This window comes from Streptomyces sp. SCL15-4 (genome assembly GCF_033366695.1).
GTDB lineage: Bacteria > Actinomycetota > Actinomycetes > Streptomycetales > Streptomycetaceae > Streptomyces.
Window position 1 is genome coordinate 7301540 of sequence record NZ_JAOBTQ010000001.1, and the last position, 19369, is coordinate 7320908.

Consider the following 19369-nt stretch of genomic DNA (forward strand, 5'->3'; position numbering starts at 1 on the left):
AGTCCGCTCTTGGTGTGGTAATTCTTCATCGGGCGGAACATGGTTTCGGGAGAGGGGTCGTTCTCATGACGGTTACCGTGCGCACCGAAGGTATCGGCCCGTCCGCCGTCTTCGCGCTGCCGTGGCTGGTCGCCGACGAACTCGGCTATTTCGCCGAGGAGGACGTCGCGGTGGAATTCGTCCGGAACCGCGCGGAGCAGAAGCTGACCGAACCGGTGGCGGACCACGAACTGGTCGACTCGATCCGCAACCACGTGCCCTTCGAGGAGGGCCGCGTCGACCTGTACCGCGCCTGCGAGTGGGGACAGATCCGGCGCGCCCACGACAGCCGCCGGGGAGCGAAGATCATCGGGAAGCGCTCGTCGGTCGCCGTGATGGCCCTGATGGCGGCGCCCGGCTCGGCGTACCTCTACCCGCAGACCCTGGCGAACGCGCCCGTGGCGGTCAGCTTCCACAACGGCAACCACTACGCGGCGATCCAGATGCTGGAGGGCTTCCTGGAGGCCGACGAGATCAAGACGGTGGGCTACCACACCATCGACGGCTACCGCGCCGTCCAGTCCGGCGAGGCGGCGGCCGTCGCCCTGTCGGAGCCGTGGATCACCCTGGCCGAGAAGCAGGGCTTCCAGAAGGTCATCGAGACGCACTACGCGGGACTGGAGCTGGTGGCGCCGGACTTCGACCGCGCCGTCTACGCGGCCTGCAACCGGGCGATCGACCGGGCGGTCACCGCGCTCGACCGGGACAAGCGCCCCTACCTGCACTATCTGATCGACTCGCTGCCCGAGGACTTCGCGGGCGAGATCACCCCGGACGACTTCCACCTGCCGCGGCTGCGCTACGTGCCTCCACAGCCGTACACCCGCCTGGAGTTCGAGAAGGCCTACGCCTGGATGCGGCGCTGGGGCCTGATCGAGCCGGGGGCCCGGTACGAGGACCTGGTCGTCCAGGACCCGGAGACGGACCCGGTCCGCTGAGCGGGACGGACGCAGACCGAGGCCGTCCGAGGAGACCGAGGGAGACGCCATGTCCGAGCCCCTGTCGCAGGAATGGGGCGTGCGCGTCCGTACCGGATGCCGCGTCAGCTTCACACTGATCGACCTGAACGGCGAGACCGGCCGCCGCAACGGCATGGCGTCCATGGCGCTGCGCTCGCCCGGCCTGGAGGCCGTCGTCCTGCCGCACCACGAGAACGCCGTCGAGGCGGACGAGAACGGCTCGGCCCACCTGCGCGCCGTCGGCGCCCTGCTGGACCGCCTCAGGGAGGCGTGGGACGGACCGCCGGCGAAGGTGGTGATCCGCAAGGGGCTGCCGCCGCACACGGGCTTCGGCTCGGGCACCACCACGGCCGTCGCCGTGGGCCGCGCCTACGCCCAGTTCGCCGGGCTCTGTGTCCCCACCGCGGAGATCGCCCGGACCGCGGGCCGGGCCGGCACCTCGGGCGCCAGCCCCAACCTCATAGAACGCGGCGGCTTCCTCGTCGACGGCGGCCATCTCAACCCCGACGACTTCGCCGAGGACCCGAAGCGCTATCTGGTCCCCACCCGGTTCGCGGGCGGCGGCAAACGGCCCCCCGTGCTGATCTCCGCGCCGTTCCCCACCTGGCCGGTCCTGGTGATCATCCCGAACGGCCACCAGATGCACGGCGAGACCGAACGGCAGTTCTTCGCCCGGACGCTGCCCATCCCGGCCGAGGAGGCCCGCCGCACCGCCCACGCGGTCCTGATGAACCTGGCCACCTCGGTCCTGGAGGCGGACTACCCCTCCTTCTGCCGCGCGGTGAACTTCCTGACGTACGAGAGCCACTTCAAGCAGAAGCAGATCGACATGCAGTCCTCCCAGGTGAAGTACCTGCTGGAGGAGGCGCGCCGGGGTCAGGAGATCGACGCCGTCGCGATGAGCTCCGAGGGGCCGATGTGCTACGCCTTCACCCGGCGTCCGCGGGCCGCCCTGCGGTGGCTGTCCGGGCTGCGGGAATCCGGCGTCGTCCGCGAGTTCTGGTTCAGCGGTGCCCGCAACGTCCCCGCCGACGTCGACTGGGTCCCGGTGCTCGACGACGACGGCCGGACCACCGTCGCCTGACCCGCCGGGAACGAGCACGCGAGGAGGCAGCAGTGCCGAAGAGGTTCTCGACCAAGGATCTGCACGTCCGGCGGGAGCCGTCCGACGGGCGCGGCGGAGTGGGCAGTTTCCGGTTCACCGACGACTACTCGGTCTTCCACTACGGCAAGATGCCCGACTCCGTCCCGGGCAAGGGCGAGGCCTGCTGCCGCATCGCGGTCTTCAACTTCGGCCTGCTGGCCGAGGCGGGCGTGCCCAGCCACTTCCGCGCCTTCCATCCGCCCGACCGGATGGAGTTCGACCTGCTGAGGGTCCTCGACCCGCGCGAGCGGCCGCTCGGGCCGGCGGACGTCAACCACCTCGTCCCGCTCCAGGTCATCTTCCGCACCATGCTCCCCGAGGGCTCCTCGGTGCTGCGCCGCCTGCGGCTGGGACGCCTGCAACCGGCCGACCTCGGTCTCACCCGGCCGCCCGCTCCCGGCACCGTGCTGGACCGCCCGGTCATCGAGTACACCACCAAGCTGGAGGAGATCGACCGCTTCGTGGGCCGGGACGAGGCCGCGGCGATCGGCGGGCTGGACACGGAGCAGCAGGCGGAACTGGAGGACCGCACCCGGCTGGTGGCCGAGGTGGTGGCCGAACACGCCCGCCGCGTCGGACTGGTGCTCGCCGACGGCAAGGTCGAGTACGGCCGGGACGCGCGGGGCCGGCTGATCCTGGTCGACCACGCGGGCACCCCCGACGAGGCCCGGCTCCTGCTGGACGGCGCCCACGCCGACAAGCAGGTACTGCGCGACCACTACGCGGTCACCGGGCTGCAGTCCCGCGTGGAGGAGTGGGTCCGGGAGGGCCGGCCCCGCTCGGCCTGGCCCGCGCCCGACCCGCTGCCGCGCGAGGTGGTGGCACTGGTCGGCGAGATGTACCGGTCGCTGTGCGAGCTGTGGACCGGCACCCGGGTGTGGGGCGCCGACGACCTGGACCGGGTGCTGGACCGGCTGGCGGCCCTCGCGCCCGGCGCCCGCCGTACCGAGCCCGGGGCGGGTGCGGCATGGACCTGATCATCGTCGGATGCCAGGCGGGCGACGAGGGCAAGGGCAAGTTCACCGACATCGCGTGCGCGTCCGCGTACGCCGTCGTCCGCTACCAGGCGGGCCCCAACACCGGTCACACCGTCGTGGCGGACGGCGCCGAGCACCGGTTCGTGCAGGTGCCCGCCGGGGTGCTGCGCGGCGCCGTCGCCGTGCTCGGCAACGGCTGCGTCATCGAACCGGTGGCCCTGCTGGCCGAACTGTCCGCGCTGCGCGCGGCCGGACTGCGGGTGGACCTGCGGATCAGCGAACTGGCGCACGTCATCTTCCCCTACCACGTAGAACAGGACGCGGCCGAGGAGGACTGGCGCGGCACCGAACTCGCCACCACCGCGGCGACCGGCTTCGCGCACGGCACCGGCCGGCTCGGCACCACCGTGCGCGGCGTCGGCCCCTGCCGGGAGGACAAGGCGGCGCGGATCGGCCTGCGGATGGCCGACCTGCTGGACGAAAACCTGCTGCGCGCCCGGCTGTCCCGGCTGGTGCCGCTCAAACGCGGGCTGCTGGAACGCGTCCTCGGCCGTCCGGCGGCCCCGGAGCCGGCCGGCGAGGAGATCGACCGGCTCGTGGCGCGGTACGGCGCGGCCGGCCGGCGGCTGGAACCCCACCTGTGCGACGTGTCGCGGTTCCTGCGGCAGGCCCGCGCCGACGGACGGCACATCGTCTACGAGGGCGCCCAGAGCTTCGGCCTGGACCTGGAGCACGGCACCTACCCGTATGTGACCAGCGGCTACAGCGGCGCCGGCGGCGTCACCGTGGGCACCGGCACCTCCCCGGCCCAGGACTTCAGCGTGCTCGGCGTCGCCAAGGCGTACACCGTGCAGGTCGGCGGCGGCCCGCTGCTGGCGGAGGTGGACGGCGCGGTCGCCGACCACCTCGTCACCCGGGGCCGGGAGTGGGGCACCGTCACCGGCCGCAGGCGCCGCGTGGGCTGGTTCGACCTCCCGATGGTCCGGCGCGCCGTCGAGGTCGAGGGCATCCGGCGGCTGTGCCTGACCAACATCGACGTCCTGGCCGGCCTGGCCGAGGTCAGCGTGGTCACCGGGTACCGGATCGGCGGCCGGGTCACCGACACCTTCCCGTCACGGCTGCCCGACCTGGCGGCGGCCACCCCGGTGCTGCGGCGCTTCGACGGCTGGGCGGACACGGACTGGCCCAGCGTGGCGCGCCGGGGCCCGGCGGCGCTGCCCGGCGCCGCCCGGCACTACATCGACCACCTCGCCGACGCGCTCGGCGTGGAGATCGCCGCCGTCGGCGTGGGCCCCCGCCGCGAGGACACCGTCCTCCTCGGCGACACACCCCTCCTGGCGCCCGCGGCGACACCGCCGCGCCACGGCACGACCACCGGCCCGGAGGCGACCCGTGCCCGTTGAGCACCCGGCGGCCGGCGGTGTGACCGCCGCACCCGAACGGCTCCCGGCCCGCGCCGCACCGGACGCCCTCGCCGCCGCGCCGGACGGGCGGCCCGGCACGGTCCCGGCCTCCCGCACGCAGTGCCGCGCCCGCCCGGCGCCGGACCCGTGGGCCGCCGTACCCGACGAGGAGGGGCGAGTGTGAACGGACAGGAGAGCACCGGCCGCTGTCTCATCACGGCCGGCCGGGTCTGGGACGGGGTTGCCGCCGAATCCGTCCGGCACGGCTTCGTCCTCGTGGACGGCGACCGCATCGCCGCCGTCGGCCGGCAGGCGGACCTCGGCGACGGCGACGTCACGGCCGGCTCCCGGCTGGACCTGCCCGGCGCCACCCTCATGCCCGGGCTCATCGACGCCCATGTGCACCTGACCTTCAGCGGATCGGACGTGCCCGTCCGCGACTACAAACGGGAGGCCCGGGCCGGCGCCGCGGCCCTCGCCGTACGCGCCGTCGTCAATCTGCGGGCCGCCGTGGAGGCCGGCGTGACCACCGTCCGCGACCTGGGCACCCTGAACGAGGTCGCCTTCCCGCTGCGCGCCGCGGTCGCCGACGGCCGCATCCCCGGACCCCGGGTGCTGACCAGCGGGCAGCCGATCACCGTCACCGGCGGCCACTGCCACTGGTTCAGCCACGAGTGCGACTCGCCCACCGACATCCGGGTCGCCGTCAGAACGCAGGTGCGCGACGGCGCGGACTGGATCAAACTCATGGTCAGCGGCGGCAATCTGACACCCCGGACCAACCCGGTGCGCCCGCAGTTCAGCGAGGAGGAGGTCCGGGCCTGCGTGGACGAGAGCGACCGGCTGGGCCGCCCGGTCGCGACCCACGCCTACGACCCGCTCAGCATCCGCCGGGCCGCCGCCGCGGGCGCCCGCACCATCGAGCACTGCCTCTTCGAGACGGCCGACGGCATCGCGTACGACCCGGCCACCGCCGACCTGATGGCCGCCCGCTCCATCGCCTTCGTCCCCACGATCAGCGGCGCCCTGCACCGGATGCGAGACGGCACCGAGCTGATCGCGCCCCGCTTCCGGGACCGGCACCGGCGCCTGCGCGAGGTCTTCGGGCTGCTGCTCGCCGCCGGGGTGCCCCTGGTCGCGGGCTCGGACGCGGGCGTCCCGCACCGCGCCTTCGACGGGTTCCCGGCGGACCTGGCGGCCCTGGTCGGGGAGGACGGCATCGGACTGACCCGCCACCAGGCGCTGGTCGCCGCCACCTCCGGCGCCGCGGCCGGGCTCGGCCTCGACGACGCCGGCGTGCTGGCCCCCGGACACCGCGCCGACCTGCTCGCGGTGGACGGCGACCCGCTGCGCGACATCGGGGCCCTGCTGCGAGCGCGGCTGGTCGTCGCCGCCGGACGCCGGGTGCGCGGGCCCGAGGCACCGGCCGGCTGACGCAAGACGGCGGCATCGCACGCAGCCGGCCTCGGCACGAGCCTGACGGGAGCACGCATGAAATTCGGCATCTTCTTCGAACTGTCGGTACCACAGCCGTTGGGCCGCGCCGACGAGATACAGGCCTACCAGGACGCCCTGGAACAGAGCAGGCTGGCCGACGAACTGGGGTTCACCACGGCCTGGGCGGTCGAGCACCACTTCCTCCAGGAGTACTCGCACTGCTCGGCCCCCGAGGTGTTCCTCACCGCGGTCGCCATGTCGACGTCACGGCTGCGCGTCGGCCACGGCGGCGTGGTGTGCGTGCCCCAGATCAACCATCCGGTGCGTGTCGCCGAACGGGCCGCCGCCCTCGACATCCTCTCCGGCGGCCGGCTGGACGTCGGCACCGCACGCGCCTCGACCATCACCGAACTGGGCGGCTTCATGGCCGACCCGGACAGCACCAAGATGTCCTGGGACGAGTACATCGACGTACTGCCCCGCATGTGGACCGAGGAACACGTCCGCTACGACGGCACCACCTTCACCCTGCCCGAGCGTCCCGTGGTGCCCAAACCGGTGCAGGACCCCCACCCGCCGCTGTGGGTGACGGTGACCTCTCCCGGCACCGAGCGCGACGCGGCCGACCGGGGCATCGGCTGCCTCGGGGTCGCCGCGGCGAGCTTCAAGGAACAGGAACGGCGCACCGGCGAGTATCGCAAGCGCATCCAGCAGTGCGACCCGGCCGGACGCGCGGTCAACGACCAGGTGGCCACCATGAACTACCTCTTCTGCCACGAGGACGACGCCACCGCGGCCCGGATCGGCGGCGCCATGTTCGACGCCTTCGGCATGCTCAACAGCCAGCTGCTGTGGGCGCGGGAGGTCTATCCCACCCCGGCGTACCGGTCGCTCGGCAATCTCGCGCCGGGCGGGGTCGACCGGGTCCGCGACGACAGCCCGGCGGCCCGGCGGCCCGTTCCCGAGGGCGTCGCCATCGGCGACCCGGACCGCATCGTCAAGGCCGTCAAGATCTGGGAGAGCATGGGCGTGGACGCGATCAACTTCCTGCTGAACACGGCGAATCTGGTGCCCCAGGACCAAGTGCTGGCCAGCATGCGGCTGTTCGCCGCCGAGGTCATGCCGCACTTCGCGGAGGGCGGCAGCTGATGCTCAGCGGAACCGCCGACCCCGAGACCCTGGCCGTGGGCGCCCCCTACGTCGCCGCCCCCGCCACCGAGCCGCTGGTCTGCCACGGCGCGGAACTCCTCCAGATCGTCTACCAGATAGACGGCCGCGCCCGGCAGGAGATCCTGCCCCCGGCCCTGCACCCGGTCAACCCGCCGGTGATCACCGTGTCCGTGCTGCGGGCCGCCGAGAGCGACGCCGGACCGTTCACCCTGGCCGAGACCCGCGTCGTGTGCCGCAGCGGCGCGCGCAGCAGGGGCTTCCACGTGTCGTGCTTCGTCGACGGCGAGGAGGCGGCCCGGCTGCTCGCCCGAAGGTGGGGACACCGGGTCCGCCCGGCCGCCGTCGGGCTGCGGCTGCGTTACCACGGAGCCACCGCCGAGGTCCGCGCCGACGGCCGCCTCCTGCTCGACGCGCGCCTGCTCGACCCCGTCCCGCTGGCCCCCGCCGACCTGCAGTTCACCGACTCCATGCACCTGGCCCGCACGCCGCGCGGCCACCGGCTCGTCCAGGTCGAGCGCGGCTACGACGTCACGGCCGCCCAGCGCGGCCGGCCGGTGCTGGCCGCCTTCGAGGCCGCCGGCTGGGGCGAGCCCCGGCTGCGGCCCGCGTACCCGATATCGGCCGTCTCGCTCACCGGTGACGTGGTGTTCCGGCCGGTCCGGTACCTCTGCCGCGCCGATGTGAGCGCCTCCGAAGGGACGGAACGCATTGACCACGCCTAGCCCCGAGCACGCGCCGGACGGCCCGAGCGCCCACCTCACCGGCCACCGGAACGCCGCGCCGATGCGGCCCGGGCCCACCGGCCCGCTGAAGGGTGTCCGGGTCGTCGACCTCACCCGCGCCGTGTCCGGCCCGTTCTGCACGATGCTGCTGGGCGACCTCGGCGCCGACGTCGTCAAGATCGAGCCGCCCGCCGGGGACCTGCCCCGGTTCGCGGGCCCGTTCACCAAGGACGACACCGGCCGGCACTACGGCGGGCTGTTCGCCAGCATCAACCGCAACAAGCGGGGCATCGTCCTGGACCTCGGCGCCCCCGCCGACCGGGAGCGGCTGCTGAAGCTCGTCGACACCGCGGACGTGCTGGTGGAGAACTACCGGTCGGGCGTGATGGAGCGCTGGGGACTGCAGTACGAGGCGCTGCACGCCCGCAACCCCCGGCTGGTGTACGCGGCGATCCGCGGCTTCGGCGACCCGCGCACCGGCACCAGCCCCTACGGGGACTGGCCCGCCTACGACATCGTCGCCCAGGCCATGGGCGGGCTGGTCAGCATGACCGGGCCGGCCGGGCACGAGGGCGTCCGCGTCGGCCCGACCATCGGCGACCTGTACCCCGCCACGCTGGCGGCCGTCGGCATCCTCTCCGCCCTGCACCACGCGCGGGCCACGGGGGAGGGCCAGATGGTCGACGTGGCCATGGTCGACTCGATCGTCTCCCTGTGCGAGACCGCCGTCTACCGGTACTCCTACACCGGAGTGGTCAGCGCTCCCACCGGCAACAGCCATCCGCAACTGGTGCCCTTCGACATCTTCCCCACCAAGGACGGCCAGTGCGCCATCGCCGCCCCCACGGACAACCACTGGAAGGTGCTGTGCGAGACGATGGGCCGCCCCGACCTCGTCGCCGACGAGCGGACCCGCACCAACGGCGACCGGGTCGCCAACGCCGCGCTCGTGCACCGGGCGATCGCCGGCTGGACGCTGCGGCGGACCACCGCCGAGATCGCCGCGGAACTCGGCGGCCGGGTCCCGCTGGGTCCGGTGAACGACGCCGCCGACCTGTTCACCGACCCCCACGTCCGGGCCCGGGACATGCTCGTCGCCGTGGACCAGCCGGGCGACGCCCGACCGGTGGTGTTCCCCAACTGCCCGATCCGCTTCACCGCGACCCCCTCCGGCGTGTACCGGCGGCCGCCGCTGCTCGGCGAGCACACCGCGGAGGTCCTGGCGGCGCTGGACGACGACGGACCGGCGCGGGGGTAGGCGACGGGCGCGGGCCCGGCCCGGAGCGCACCGGGTCCCGGCGTGACCGCCGGCGGGTCAGGGGCGGCGGCCGGCCAGGGCGAGCAGCCGGGCCTGCGGGTCCGCGCCCGGCTCCACCGCCACCTCGGCGAAGCCCCACTGGGCGAACATCCGCGGGCGGCTGTCGAAGAGTTCCAGGCAGGCGTCGACCAGACCGGCCGGCAGCCGGGGGTCCGGCTCCAGCGCCCGGCCGATGTCCCAGCCGTGGATCAGCACGTCCACGAACCGCTGCCGGGCGTACACCCGGCCCGGCCGCTCGCCGTAGGAGAGCGGCCACAGCCGTTCCATGGCGTCCTCGGCCGCGAACGCCCCGGTCGCCGCCGCGACGGACGCCGCGTGCGCGGCGGCCGGGTCGTCGCCGAGCAGGTCGCCGTCGAGTTCCGTGCCGACGTCCCGGATCGTCCGGCCGCCGCCCAGCTCGCGCACCCACAGGTTCCCGGCCACGAGATGGTTCACGACCTGCCGTACGTTCCACTTCTCGCACGGGGTCGGCGCCTCCCACCGGCCGGCGCCGACGGCGGCGACGAACCGGTCCGTCGAGAGCAGGGCTTGCGCGTGCAGGGCCCGGATGTCCATGGCAGAGACCACCGTTCTCGATGTCGTGGGCGTGAGGTCGCGCGGGGTTCAGGGCCGGGGCCGTTCCGCCTCGGGCTCGGCGAGGCGGGCGAGGGCCCGGTGGATCGACGCGTCGTAGGCCGCCGTACGGGCGAACGCCTTCACGGCCAGCCGGCGCCGGAACGCGGGGTCGGTGGCGCCGGCCCGGCCGCCGGCGGCGGTCAGGGCGTCGACGACGGCGCCGTAGTCCGCCGGGTCCACGACGGGCAGCACATCGGTGTGGTTCTTGGCGGCGGCCCGCACCATGGCGGGGCCGCCCACGTCGATGGAGTCCGCTACGCCGGCGCGGACGTCCCCGGGCGGCAGGTCGCGGAAGTTGCACACCAGCACGTCGATGCGGGGGACGTGGTGGCGCCGGACGTCCGCCTCGTCGGCCGGGTGCCCACGGCGGTACAGCAGTCCGCCGAAGACCGACGGGTGGAACGCCCGGACCCGGCCGCCCATCAGCTCGGGCACCCCGGACAGCTCGCCGATGACCGTGGCGTCCAGCCCGGCCTCCCGCAGTAGTCCGGCGGTGCCGGCGGTGGCCACCAGGCGCAGGCCCAGCCGGCTCAGAGCGGTTCCCAGCTCGGTGATGCCCGTCTTGTCCGTCACTGACAGTACCGCGTACATCTGGGCCCCTCAGGCCGGGTCAGCCCGCGAGCAGTGGCTCCACGCGGGACAGCGTCTCCTGGATGTTCTCCTCGGTGATCACACCGCGCGCCTCCCGCGGCGTCAGCCAGCGCAGCGGGGCCTGCGGGTTCTCGGGGCGGGCCGTCTCGGGGGCACGGGTGGCCAGCACGAAGCGGATGTCGGCGTGTTCGTGCGCCGCCTCCCGGGCGCCTGCCGGCACCGGCACGATCACCAGGTGCCGGACCTCGGCGTCCGGCCAGGGCGCGAGGTCGGCGAGGCCCGTCTCCTCCCGGCCCTCGCGCAGGGCGATGGCGAGCGGGTCCGTCTCGTCCGGGTCGGCGTGCCCGCCGACCAGCAGCCAGGACCGGTGCCGCTGGTGCCAGCGCAGCAGGACCCGGCCGCTCTCCTCGTGCACGATCAGCGCGGACCCGGTGACGTGCAGCGGATTCGACCGCCGCCACGGGTCGCCCGACGCGACGAGGGCGCGCACCCGCTCCACGTCCGCGCGTTCGGCGGCGCTCTTCGGCTCGTAGCGGGCAAGGAGATCGAGGACTGCGTGATGGGCTGTGACCATGCGCGGCATCCTAGTGACGACTCGTCAGCCCGGTGGCGCGCACGGGCCGGACCGCTCACCTTCGGCCACCCGTGACGTCCCCGCCGCTCCCGGCGGCCGAGGGCTCCTTCGGCAGTCCCAGGAGGCGTTCCGCGACGACGTCCCGCAGGACCTCGCTCGTACCGTCGCCGATCGTGTCCCCCCGGCCCGACAGGAACAGCCGCTGCCAGCGGCCCGCCGGGTCGCCGGCCTCTTCTCCGGGGTCCGGGCCGAGCAGCGCGGCCGTGCCGGTCACCGCGAGGGCGATCTCGCCGAACCGGCGGCGGTACTCGGCCCGCATCAGCCCCACCACGGCCGCCCCGGCACCCGGCGTCCCGGGCGCCGGTGGATCGGCGACCGCCCAGCGCAGCAGCACCATCCGCGTGTACGCCTCCGCCAGCTGGTCCCTGACCAGAGGATCCTGTGTCCGTCCGGCCTTCTGCGCCTCCCTGACGAGGTCCCGGAACCCGGCCTCGAAACCGGTGAGGGACGCCGCCGCGCGGCCGGTGCGCCGGTGCGCCAGCGCGGTCATCACCACCGGCCAGCCGCCCCCCGGACCGCCGACGACATCGCGCAGCGGAGCGCGGGCGCCGTCGAAGACCACCTCGCACAGATCCTGTGACCCGTCCGCCGAGCGGACCGGGCGCACCCGGGTGCCGTTGCCGTCGTCCAGCCGTACCACGACGCACGACAGGCCCCGGTGCCGGTCCGCGTCCGGAGCCGTCCGGCACAGCACGAGGGCCCAGCCGGCCCGGTGGGCACCGTCGACCCACGCCTTGCGGCCGGTGACCACGATCTCGTCGCCGTCGATCGTGCCCCGGGTCTCCACGGACGCCGGATCGGACCCGTGGGACGGCTCCGCGTACGCCTCGCAGTACGTGTCCCGGCCCGACAGGATGCCGGGCAGCAGCCGGGCGCGCTGCTCCTCGGTGCCGTGGGCCAGCAGCACCGGCCCGACGACCAGTTCACCGGCTCCGCGGCCGATCCTCGGCACACCGGCGCGCGCGCACTCCTCCTCCAGCACCAGCACCTCGGACACACCGAGGCCCGCCCCGCCGTACCGCCGCGGCCACGCGGGGCACACCAGCCCCGCGCCGAGCAGCCGGCGCTCCCAGGCGGCGTACGCCGCGCGGCCGTCGTCGGGCGCCGCCGGGAGGCCGTCGGCCCGGAGGCCGGGCGGGACCCCGGCCGCCAGCCAGGCCCGCACCCGGCGGCGGAACGGCCCGGTGCGGGGCAGGTGCGAGAACGCGGGCGTGCCCGGGGCTGCTTCCAACGTCTCCTCCGGTCCGTCGGTGCTCAGACTCCGATCCGCCGAGCCAGCAGCTCGCGGTGGTGGGCGGCGTCACCGAAGAGCAGCTCGCTGCTCTTGGCCCGCCGGAAGTAGAGGTGCGCGGGATGCTCCCAGGTGTAGCCGATGCCCCCGTGGATCTGGATGTTCTCCGCGGCGGCGTGGAAGTAGGCCTCGGAGCAGCAGGCCTTGGCCAGGCTCGCCAGGACGGGCACCTCGTCGTCGTCCTCGGCCACCGCCCAGCCGGCGTGATAGGCCGCGGCCCGCGCCGACTCCACCTGAAGCAGCATGTCGGCGCACTTGTGCTTGATGGCCTGGAAGCTGCCGATGGGCCGCCCGAACTGCACCCTGAGTCCGGCGTAGCCGACGGCCATCTCCAGCACCCGCTGCGCCCCGCCGACCTGTTCGGCGGCCAGCGCCACGGCCGCCAGGTCGAGCATCCGGGCCACGGCGGGCCAGCCCTCGCCGTCGGCGCCGACCGGGCGGGCCCGCACCCGGTCGAAGGAGAGCCGGGCGAGCCTGCGGGTCGGGTCCAGGGCGGCGACCGGGACGGCGGCGAGACCGGCGGCGTCCTTCTCCACGGCGAACAGCGAGATCCCGGCCCTCGTCCTGGCGGCCACGAGCACCAGATCGGCGACATGGCCGTCCAGGACGTAGTGCTTCTCCCCGGACAGCCGCCAGGACCCGTCCGGCGCCCCGGTGGCCTCCAGGGCGATGCCGCTCTCGCTCCACAGTCCTTGCCGTTCGGCGAGCGCGACCGTGGCGATGGTACGGCCGCTCGCGATGCCGGGCAGATAGTCCGCCCTGGCCGACTCGTCCGGTGAGGCGAGCAGCAGATTGGCCGCCAGCGCCACGGTCGCGAAGTACGGCGCGCACAGCAGCGCCCGGCCCATCTCGTCGAGTACGACGCTCAATTCCGCGTACGAGTAACCGGCCCCGCCGTATTTCCCCGGGACGGTCAGTGCCATCAGCTCCAGTTGTTCCGCCATCTGCCGCCACACCGCGCGGTCGAAGCCCTCCGGCTCCTCCATCAGGCGCCGGACCTCGGTTTCGGGTGATTTCTCGGCGAGAAAACGGCGTACTGTTTCGCGCAATCGCTCGTGATCGTCACTGAAGGGGTGGGCCACGGCAACCACTCCCGCCGTCCGCAGCAATTCGTGCCAGCAACGTAATCGATGGCCGTTCGGGGCGGAAGTGCGCGGTGGCATCAGGCCGGTTGTCGCCGCCCGCACCCCCCGCCGACGGTGCCGATCCGGCCACCGGCGCACCCGCGGTGATCGGCCCGGACGACTCCTTGACGGGTGCACCGGCCTCGGTAGACTGTTTTGCCCTGTGCGAGGCCATCGGCGTGTTCCGCGAAACGCTCGTCTGGAGTGCCAGTGGGTGTTCCCCCCATGAAGCTCAGCGGCCGTATCCCTTCGATAAGCACCGGAAATGCGGAAGCGGACATGCGGTCCGCGGCCGGGGAAATCAGCACCCAGCTCACCGACTGGGGTTTCATGGCCGTCGAGGTGCCGGGTATCGGCGCCCGCGTCGAAGAGCTGACCCGCGGTTTCTCCGAAGCCTGCGACTCGGACCGGCCCCGCCTGTCCGACTACGCCTATGAGCGGGTGCCCCAGATCTCCAGCGGCGGCACCCACGGGTTCTTCCCCCATCTCTCGGAGGTGCCGCGCCTGGCGGGCGGCGTGGCCGATCCGAAGGAGTTCATCCATGTGAGCGGTGCCATGATCGCCGACCGGCCGCCGGGCGCCGCGCACGTCCTGCGCGCCTTCCCGCGGTTCGGGGAGGCGGCCACCGGCGTCTTCGACACCGCCTTCACCCTGGTCCGGCTGTTCGCCGAGGTGATCCACGGCATGCTGCCGCCGAACGCGCCCCCGCTGGAGCTGTCACGGGACGCGGCCAACCTCCGGGTCATCCGCTACCGCGACACCGGCGGGCGCGAGATCCTCGCGCACGAACACTCGGGTATTCAGATGCTGGGCCTGCAACTGCCGCCCAGCGACCAGGGATTGCAGTACGTCCTGCACGACGGCACCTGGGTCGAGCCGGTGATCGCGAAGACGGACGTCGTGCTGTGCAACATCGGCAGGATGCTCGCCGGCGCCTCCGACGGCCGGTTCCGTCCCTCCACCCACCGGGTGCACCGCGCGGACACCCGGGCGGGCTACGAACGGCTGTCGTCCGTGCTGTTCGCCTACCCGCCGCACGACGCGCGCCAGTGGCGGATCACCGCGGACGGCCGGCTGACCGTCCTGGACGCCACCTGGGCCGACTTCATCGCCGACAGGTTCGCCGGGCTGGGGAGCACCGCCACCTAGCCGCCCGCACAGCGCACCGGCGCCGTCCCGGCGTCCCCGACAGACCCGCGAGCGGGAGGCAACGACATGACCACCGGCCCCCTCGGCCCGTACGACACCGAGCAGTTGACACGGCTGGCGCAGACGAGGCCGCCCGACATCACCGGCCGCAGCAAGCAGCTGTGGCTGCTGCCCGACGACCTCTGCCTGGTCCGGCTCGTCCCGAGCCTGCGCAGCTTCACCTACGCGCGGGACGAAATGGTGGACGAGACCGGCCCGTTGCGGCTGGACTTCTACGAACGCGCCGCCGCCCGCCTCACCGAGGCCGGTGTGCGCTGCGCCTTCCGCGGCCGGGTCTCCGCGACCATGTACCTGGCGGAGTACCGGCCCGCCCCGCCGTTCGAGGTCATCGTCAAGAACGTGGCCACCGGCTCCACGACCCGCAAGTACCCCGGGCTGTTCCCGGACGGACAGCCCCTGCCGCGCCCGGTCGTGAAGTTCGACTACCGCGTCGACCCGGAGGACCAGCCCATCGGCGAGGACTATCTGCGGGCGCTCGGCCTGCCGGTCGGCGCCATGCGGGACCAGGCTCTCGTCGTCAACGACGTGCTGCGCGACTGGCTCGCGCCGCTGGAGGTCTGGGACTTCTGCCTCATCTTCGGCACCGGCGCGGACGGCGGGCTGTGGCTGATCTCGGAGGTCTCCCAGGACTGCATGCGGCTGCGGCACGCGGACGGCTCGCCCCTCGACAAGGACCTGTTCCGCGACGGCGTGCCGGGCGCCGAGATCGTGCACCAGTGGAAGCGAGCCTTCGATGCCCTGTGAGGCGGAGCGTCCCGTGGCGCTCGTGACCGGCACCAACCGGGGCACCGGCAGAGCCATCGCCGCCGCGCTGGACCGGCGCGGCTACCGGATCCGGTCGCTGAACCGCACGCTGTGCGGCGAGGACTGGCTCGGGGAGCTGCGCTGCGACCTGAGCGACCCGGAGCGGATCGCCGAGTGCGCCGCCGAGGCCGTCGCCGGCACCGGACGGCTCGACGTGTGCGTCGCCAACGCCGTCGACCGGGCCTTCCTGCCGCTGGCCGACCTGCCGGCCCGGGACTGGGACCGGCTCGTCGCGATCAACCTGACGTCGGTGTTCCACCTGATCCGGCACACCCTGCCGGCCCTGCGTGCGAGCCAGGGCCTGTTCGTCGCGATGGGCAGCCACGCGGCGACCCGCTGCTTCGAGGGCGGGGCCGCCTACAGCGCGACCAAGGCGGCCCTGAAGGCGCTGGTGGAGACGCTGCTGCTGGAGGAGCGCGGGAACGGCGTCCGCGCCTGCCTGATCTCGCCGGGCGCCATCTCCAATCTCGACGGGGACGACACGCCGTACAAGATGAGCACGGAGTCGGTCGGCGACTGCGTCGCGGCCGTGATCGACGGCTGGCCGCGCGACGTGGTCGTCGGGGAACTGGAGATCCGCCCGGCCAGGCTCCCCGCGCCCCCGGTGACCGGGATCGACCGGCTGCTGCACGTCTGAGGCCGCGGGCGGCCGACCGCCCCGCACCCGGCCGGCGGCCGGGCGCGGGCACGGCGCCGCCGCGTCTCCCGGAACGCCCGCCCGCAGACCGCTTACCACGCTCGGGGTGAAGACATGGTCTCTCTCGCGCTCCCCACCGGTTCCCTGGAAGCGCCGACACTCGAACTGCTCGCCGCCGCGGACCTGCCCGTGAGCAGACACGCGCCGCGCGCCTACCGCGCGACCGTCGGCCACCCGGCCGTCGACCGGGTCGTCTTCTACAAGCCCCGGGAGATCCCCGTCGTCGTGGCGAACGGCACCTGCGACATCGGGCTCACCGGCGCCGACTGGGTGGCGGAGACGGGCGCCAAGGTCGAGGTGGTGGACACCCTCGACTACTCCAAGTCCACGCGCTCGGGCTGGCGGGTGGTCCTGGCCGTGCCCGAGGACCACCCGGCGCGCACGGTGGCCGACCTGGCCGACGGCGTACGGGTCGCCACGGAGTACCCGGCCATGGCGGGGGAGTACTTCCGGCGCTCGGGCGTACGGGCCACGGTCCTGCACTCGCACGGCACCACGGAGGCCAAGATCCCCGATCTCGCCGACGCCGTCGTGGAGGTCGTCGAGACCGGTTCCTCGCTGCGGCAGAACAACCTCCGGGTGCTCGACACGGTCAGACGGTGCGGGGTGAACCTCGTCGCCAACCCGGCCGTCTGGGCCGACCGGACCACCCGGGCGACGATCCGCACCCTCTCGGTCCTGCTGCGCGCCGCGTACGCCGGCCCCCTGCACCGGCTGCTGACCATCGTCCTGCCCGCCGACCGCTGGTCCCACGCCGAACCCCTCCTGCCACCGCGCTGGTGGCGCCTGGACAGCGGCACCGGCCCCGGCCTGATGGTCGTCCAAGTGGTCTGCGCCGGCCACGAGGTCGCCGACGTGGTGACCTCGCTGGTCGAGCGGGCCGGCGCGATCGAGATCGTGGAGATGCCGATCCGGAAACTGATCCGCGACGACGCGTCCTGGTACGGCCGGGACACGAGCGTTGACCGCTGAACCCGCTGTCGATAGCCTCGCCGGGACGACATTCGAACATAACAGCGAAACTTTCGCTCCACGCCGTAGGCGCGGGACCTCCCGAAAGGACTCGATGTGCCGAGCGCGCCCGACAGCGCCAGCATCCCCGTGATCCCGGGCTTCCACCCCGATCCGAGCGTCTGCCGGGCCGGCGAGGACTACTACCTGGTCTGCTCCAGCTTCGAGTACTACCCCGGCATCCCGGTCTTCCACAGCCGCGACCTGGTGCACTGGACCCAGATCGGCAACGCGCTGGATCGGCCGGACCAGCTGCGGCTGCCGCCCGACGCGCACTCCTCCGGTGGCCTCTACGCCCCGACGCTGCGGTACCACGACGGCCGCTTCTGGCTGATCGTGACGAACGTGAACGGCGACGGCAACCTCCTCTTCACCGCCACCGACCCGGCCGGTCCCTGGTCCGATCCGGTCCGGCTGCCCGGAGTGCACGGCATCGACCCGGACCTGGCCTGGGACGAGCACGGCACCTGCTGGTGCACCGTCGCGGGCATCAGCCAGGTCCGCATCGACCCCCGCACCGGAGAGACCCTCGGCGAGCCGCGGCGGCTGTGGTCCGGGGCGCCCGGCGCCAAGACCCCGGAGGCGCCGCACCTGTACCGCATCGGCGCGTACTGGTACCTGCTCATCGCCGAGGGCGGCACCGAGCGCTGCCACGGTGTGTCGATCGCCCGGGCCCGCACGCCCGACGGCCCGTTCGAGCCCTGCCCGGCCAACCCGGTGCTGACCCATCGCGGCACCGACCACCCCGTCCAGAACACCGGCCACGCAGACCTGGTCCAAGGGCCCGACGGTTCCTGGTGGATGGTGTTCCTCGGCGTCCGGCCGCGCGGCGGCTCGCCGGACTGGCACGTCCTCGGCCGGGAGACCTTCCTGGCCCCGGTGACCTGGGTCGACGACTGGCCGGTCGTCGGCGAGCTGACGTCCGCCCGCACCCCGCCGCCCTGGCCGCTGCGGCCGCCCGCCGAGGCGCCGGTCCGGGACGACTTCGACGGCGGCGGCCTCGCCCCGGGCTGGATCTCGCCCCGCATCCGGCGCGAGGAGGACTGCACCACCGGGGAGCGCGCCGGCTGGCTGACTCTGCGCGCCCGCGGGCAGTCGCTGGACGACACCGACGTCACCTTCGTCGGCCGCCGCCAGCAGCACCTGTCCTGCCGGGCGTGGACCCTGCTCGACCCGGCGGAGGGCAGCGGCGGGCTGGCCGTCCGCCTGGACGAGCGGCACCACTACGAGATCGAGGCCACGGCGAGCGAGGTGCGGGTCGTCGCGCGGATCGGCCCGCTGCGCTCGGTCGTGGCGTCCCGCCCGTCGGCCGGCGGCCCGGTGGTGCTCGGCGTCGGGACGACCCCCGTCCAGGAGATCACCGACCCGCGCGACGGGCCCGACACGGTCGCGTTCTACGTGCGGGAGGCGGACGGCACCCGCACCGAACTCGTCCGGCTGGACGGCCGCTACCTCTCCACCGAGGTCGCCGGCGGCTTCACCGGCCGCGTGATCGGCCTGTACGCCTCGGCGGGCACGGTCCGCTTCGACTGGTTCGACTACGAGCCGTACGAGGACTGAGGCACGGCCGGGGAGCCGGGCGGCCGTCCGGAGGAATAGCGGCGGACCGGCGGCGGTTGGCGACGCTGGTTGATGCGTCAACAGAAGCGTCGCCCGCTCACACAGGGAGGACCCATGAACGACACCTTCCACGACTACCCGGCGACGGGCGGGGTCGCGCCGGACCGCTGGGCGAGCGCCCTGCACCTGTTCGACGAGGGACCCGGCGTCCCGCACGAGGAGACCGTGGCGGAGCGCTGGGAGCGGGCCCGGCTGCTGTTCGACGCCAAGGACTACATCGGGGCGGCCAAGCTGCTCCCCGCCGTGGTCGAGGAGGCCCCCGAGCAGACCGCGCCCCGGCTGCTGCTGGCCCGCGCCTACTACCACTCGGCACAGCTGCGGCGGGCCGAGGAGCAGCTGCGGCAGGTCGTCGACCGCGACCCGGTGGAGCACTACGCCCACCTGATGCTGGGCCGCACCCTGGAACGCCAGGGCCGCCACCAGGAGGCCGCACCCTGGCTGCGCCTGGCCGCGGCCTTCGCCGGCGAGACACCGGCCGGCGTCTGACGGCGGCCGTGCCAGGAGGTCTCCTCACCGGTGTCCGGCACCACGAGCCATACCTCCGCTCCGGCGGACACGGCAGGAACCCCGCGGGCAGGACGCGCCATCTCCTGACGCCCGTTGC

At 73.8% G+C, this 19369-nt stretch carries 20 protein-coding genes; 15 read left to right on the forward strand and 5 right to left on the reverse strand.

Annotated elements, in window-relative coordinates:
- Window positions 1–65 precede the first annotated feature (65 nt).
- From SCK26_RS32920 to SCK26_RS32960, 9 genes are read left to right on the forward strand one after another with little or no spacing between them, the layout of a single operon-like run.
- Window positions 66–977, forward strand: coding sequence for an ABC transporter substrate-binding protein (locus SCK26_RS32920; protein ID WP_318204996.1), 912 nt, complete (start codon window positions 66–68; stop codon window positions 975–977).
- A 49-nt stretch (window positions 978–1026) separates the two neighbouring features.
- The gene (locus SCK26_RS32925) at window positions 1027–2082 is read left to right on the forward strand and encodes a beta-ribofuranosylaminobenzene 5'-phosphate synthase family protein (protein WP_318204997.1); all 1056 of its coding nucleotides are present in this window, start codon (window positions 1027–1029) and stop codon (window positions 2080–2082) included.
- Window positions 2083–2114: 32 nt separating this feature from the next.
- The gene (locus SCK26_RS32930; RefSeq protein ID WP_318204998.1) at window positions 2115–3119 is read left to right on the forward strand and encodes a phosphoribosylaminoimidazolesuccinocarboxamide synthase; all 1005 of its coding nucleotides are present in this window, start codon (window positions 2115–2117) and stop codon (window positions 3117–3119) included.
- The gene (locus SCK26_RS32935) at window positions 3110–4522 is read left to right on the forward strand and encodes an adenylosuccinate synthase (protein WP_318204999.1); all 1413 of its coding nucleotides are present in this window, start codon (window positions 3110–3112) and stop codon (window positions 4520–4522) included. The genes SCK26_RS32930 and SCK26_RS32935 overlap by 10 nt, the downstream gene beginning before the upstream one ends.
- Window positions 4512–4706, forward strand: coding sequence for a hypothetical protein (locus tag SCK26_RS32940; protein WP_318205000.1), 195 nt, complete (start codon window positions 4512–4514; stop codon window positions 4704–4706). Before SCK26_RS32935 ends, SCK26_RS32940 begins: the two co-directional genes overlap by 11 nt.
- Window positions 4703–5956: an amidohydrolase family protein gene (locus tag SCK26_RS32945; protein WP_318205001.1), complete on the forward strand. Its 1254-nt coding sequence runs from the start codon at window positions 4703–4705 to the stop codon at window positions 5954–5956. Before SCK26_RS32940 ends, SCK26_RS32945 begins: the two co-directional genes overlap by 4 nt.
- Window positions 5957–6013: 57 nt before the next feature.
- The gene (locus SCK26_RS32950) at window positions 6014–7108 is read left to right on the forward strand and encodes an LLM class flavin-dependent oxidoreductase (RefSeq protein WP_318205002.1); all 1095 of its coding nucleotides are present in this window, start codon (window positions 6014–6016) and stop codon (window positions 7106–7108) included.
- Window positions 7108–7851, forward strand: a complete 744-nt coding sequence (locus SCK26_RS32955) for an acetoacetate decarboxylase family protein (protein WP_318205003.1) — start codon at window positions 7108–7110, stop codon at window positions 7849–7851. The genes SCK26_RS32950 and SCK26_RS32955 overlap by 1 nt, the downstream gene beginning before the upstream one ends.
- Complete coding sequence (locus SCK26_RS32960; protein ID WP_318205004.1) at window positions 7838–9109, forward strand: CoA transferase; 1272 nt, start codon at window positions 7838–7840, stop codon at window positions 9107–9109. The genes SCK26_RS32955 and SCK26_RS32960 overlap by 14 nt, the downstream gene beginning before the upstream one ends.
- A 57-nt stretch (window positions 9110–9166) precedes the next feature.
- On the opposite strand, the gene SCK26_RS32965 is transcribed toward SCK26_RS32960, so the two are convergent.
- Genes SCK26_RS32965 through SCK26_RS32985 form a run of 5 tightly spaced genes read right to left on the reverse strand, consistent with a single transcriptional unit; the run spans window position 9167 to window position 13382 of the window.
- Window positions 9167–9724, reverse strand: coding sequence for a TIGR03086 family metal-binding protein (locus SCK26_RS32965; RefSeq protein WP_318205005.1), 558 nt, complete (start codon window positions 9722–9724; stop codon window positions 9167–9169).
- 48 nt (window positions 9725–9772) lie between these two features.
- Window positions 9773–10375, reverse strand: a complete 603-nt coding sequence (locus SCK26_RS32970) for a hypothetical protein (RefSeq protein ID WP_318205006.1) — start codon at window positions 10373–10375, stop codon at window positions 9773–9775.
- A 19-nt stretch (window positions 10376–10394) separates the two neighbouring features.
- Entirely contained in the window at window positions 10395–10949 is a 555-nt protein-coding gene (locus SCK26_RS32975; RefSeq protein WP_318205007.1) for an NUDIX hydrolase, read from the reverse strand.
- Between the two features lie 55 nt (window positions 10950–11004).
- Window positions 11005–12240 (reverse strand): acyl-CoA dehydrogenase family protein, encoded by a 1236-nt coding sequence (locus SCK26_RS32980; protein ID WP_318205008.1) that lies wholly within the window; start codon window positions 12238–12240, stop codon window positions 11005–11007.
- 23 nt (window positions 12241–12263) lie between these two features.
- Window positions 12264–13382 (reverse strand): acyl-CoA dehydrogenase family protein, encoded by a 1119-nt coding sequence (locus tag SCK26_RS32985; RefSeq protein ID WP_318205009.1) that lies wholly within the window; start codon window positions 13380–13382, stop codon window positions 12264–12266.
- A gap of 321 nt (window positions 13383–13703) precedes the next feature.
- Between SCK26_RS32985 and SCK26_RS32990 the strand changes: the two genes are divergently transcribed.
- From SCK26_RS32990 to SCK26_RS33015, 6 genes are all read left to right on the forward strand, one after another.
- A complete protein-coding gene (locus SCK26_RS32990) occupies window positions 13704–14573 on the forward strand; it encodes a hypothetical protein (protein ID WP_318205010.1) in 870 nt (289 codons plus the stop codon).
- Between the two features lie 66 nt (window positions 14574–14639).
- Window positions 14640–15377, forward strand: coding sequence for a phosphoribosylaminoimidazolesuccinocarboxamide synthase (locus tag SCK26_RS32995; RefSeq protein WP_318205011.1), 738 nt, complete (start codon window positions 14640–14642; stop codon window positions 15375–15377).
- Window positions 15378–15390: 13 nt separating this feature from the next.
- Window positions 15391–16074, forward strand: a complete 684-nt coding sequence (locus SCK26_RS33000; RefSeq protein ID WP_318205012.1) for an SDR family oxidoreductase — start codon at window positions 15391–15393, stop codon at window positions 16072–16074.
- A gap of 114 nt (window positions 16075–16188) precedes the next feature.
- A complete protein-coding gene (hisG, locus tag SCK26_RS33005; protein WP_318205013.1) occupies window positions 16189–17106 on the forward strand; it encodes an ATP phosphoribosyltransferase in 918 nt (305 codons plus the stop codon).
- 96 nt (window positions 17107–17202) lie between these two features.
- Window positions 17203–18705: a glycoside hydrolase family 43 protein gene (locus SCK26_RS33010; protein ID WP_318205014.1), complete on the forward strand. Its 1503-nt coding sequence runs from the start codon at window positions 17203–17205 to the stop codon at window positions 18703–18705.
- A 114-nt stretch (window positions 18706–18819) separates the two neighbouring features.
- Entirely contained in the window at window positions 18820–19251 is a 432-nt protein-coding gene (locus tag SCK26_RS33015) for a tetratricopeptide repeat protein (protein WP_318205015.1), read from the forward strand.
- Window positions 19252–19369 lie beyond the last annotated feature (118 nt).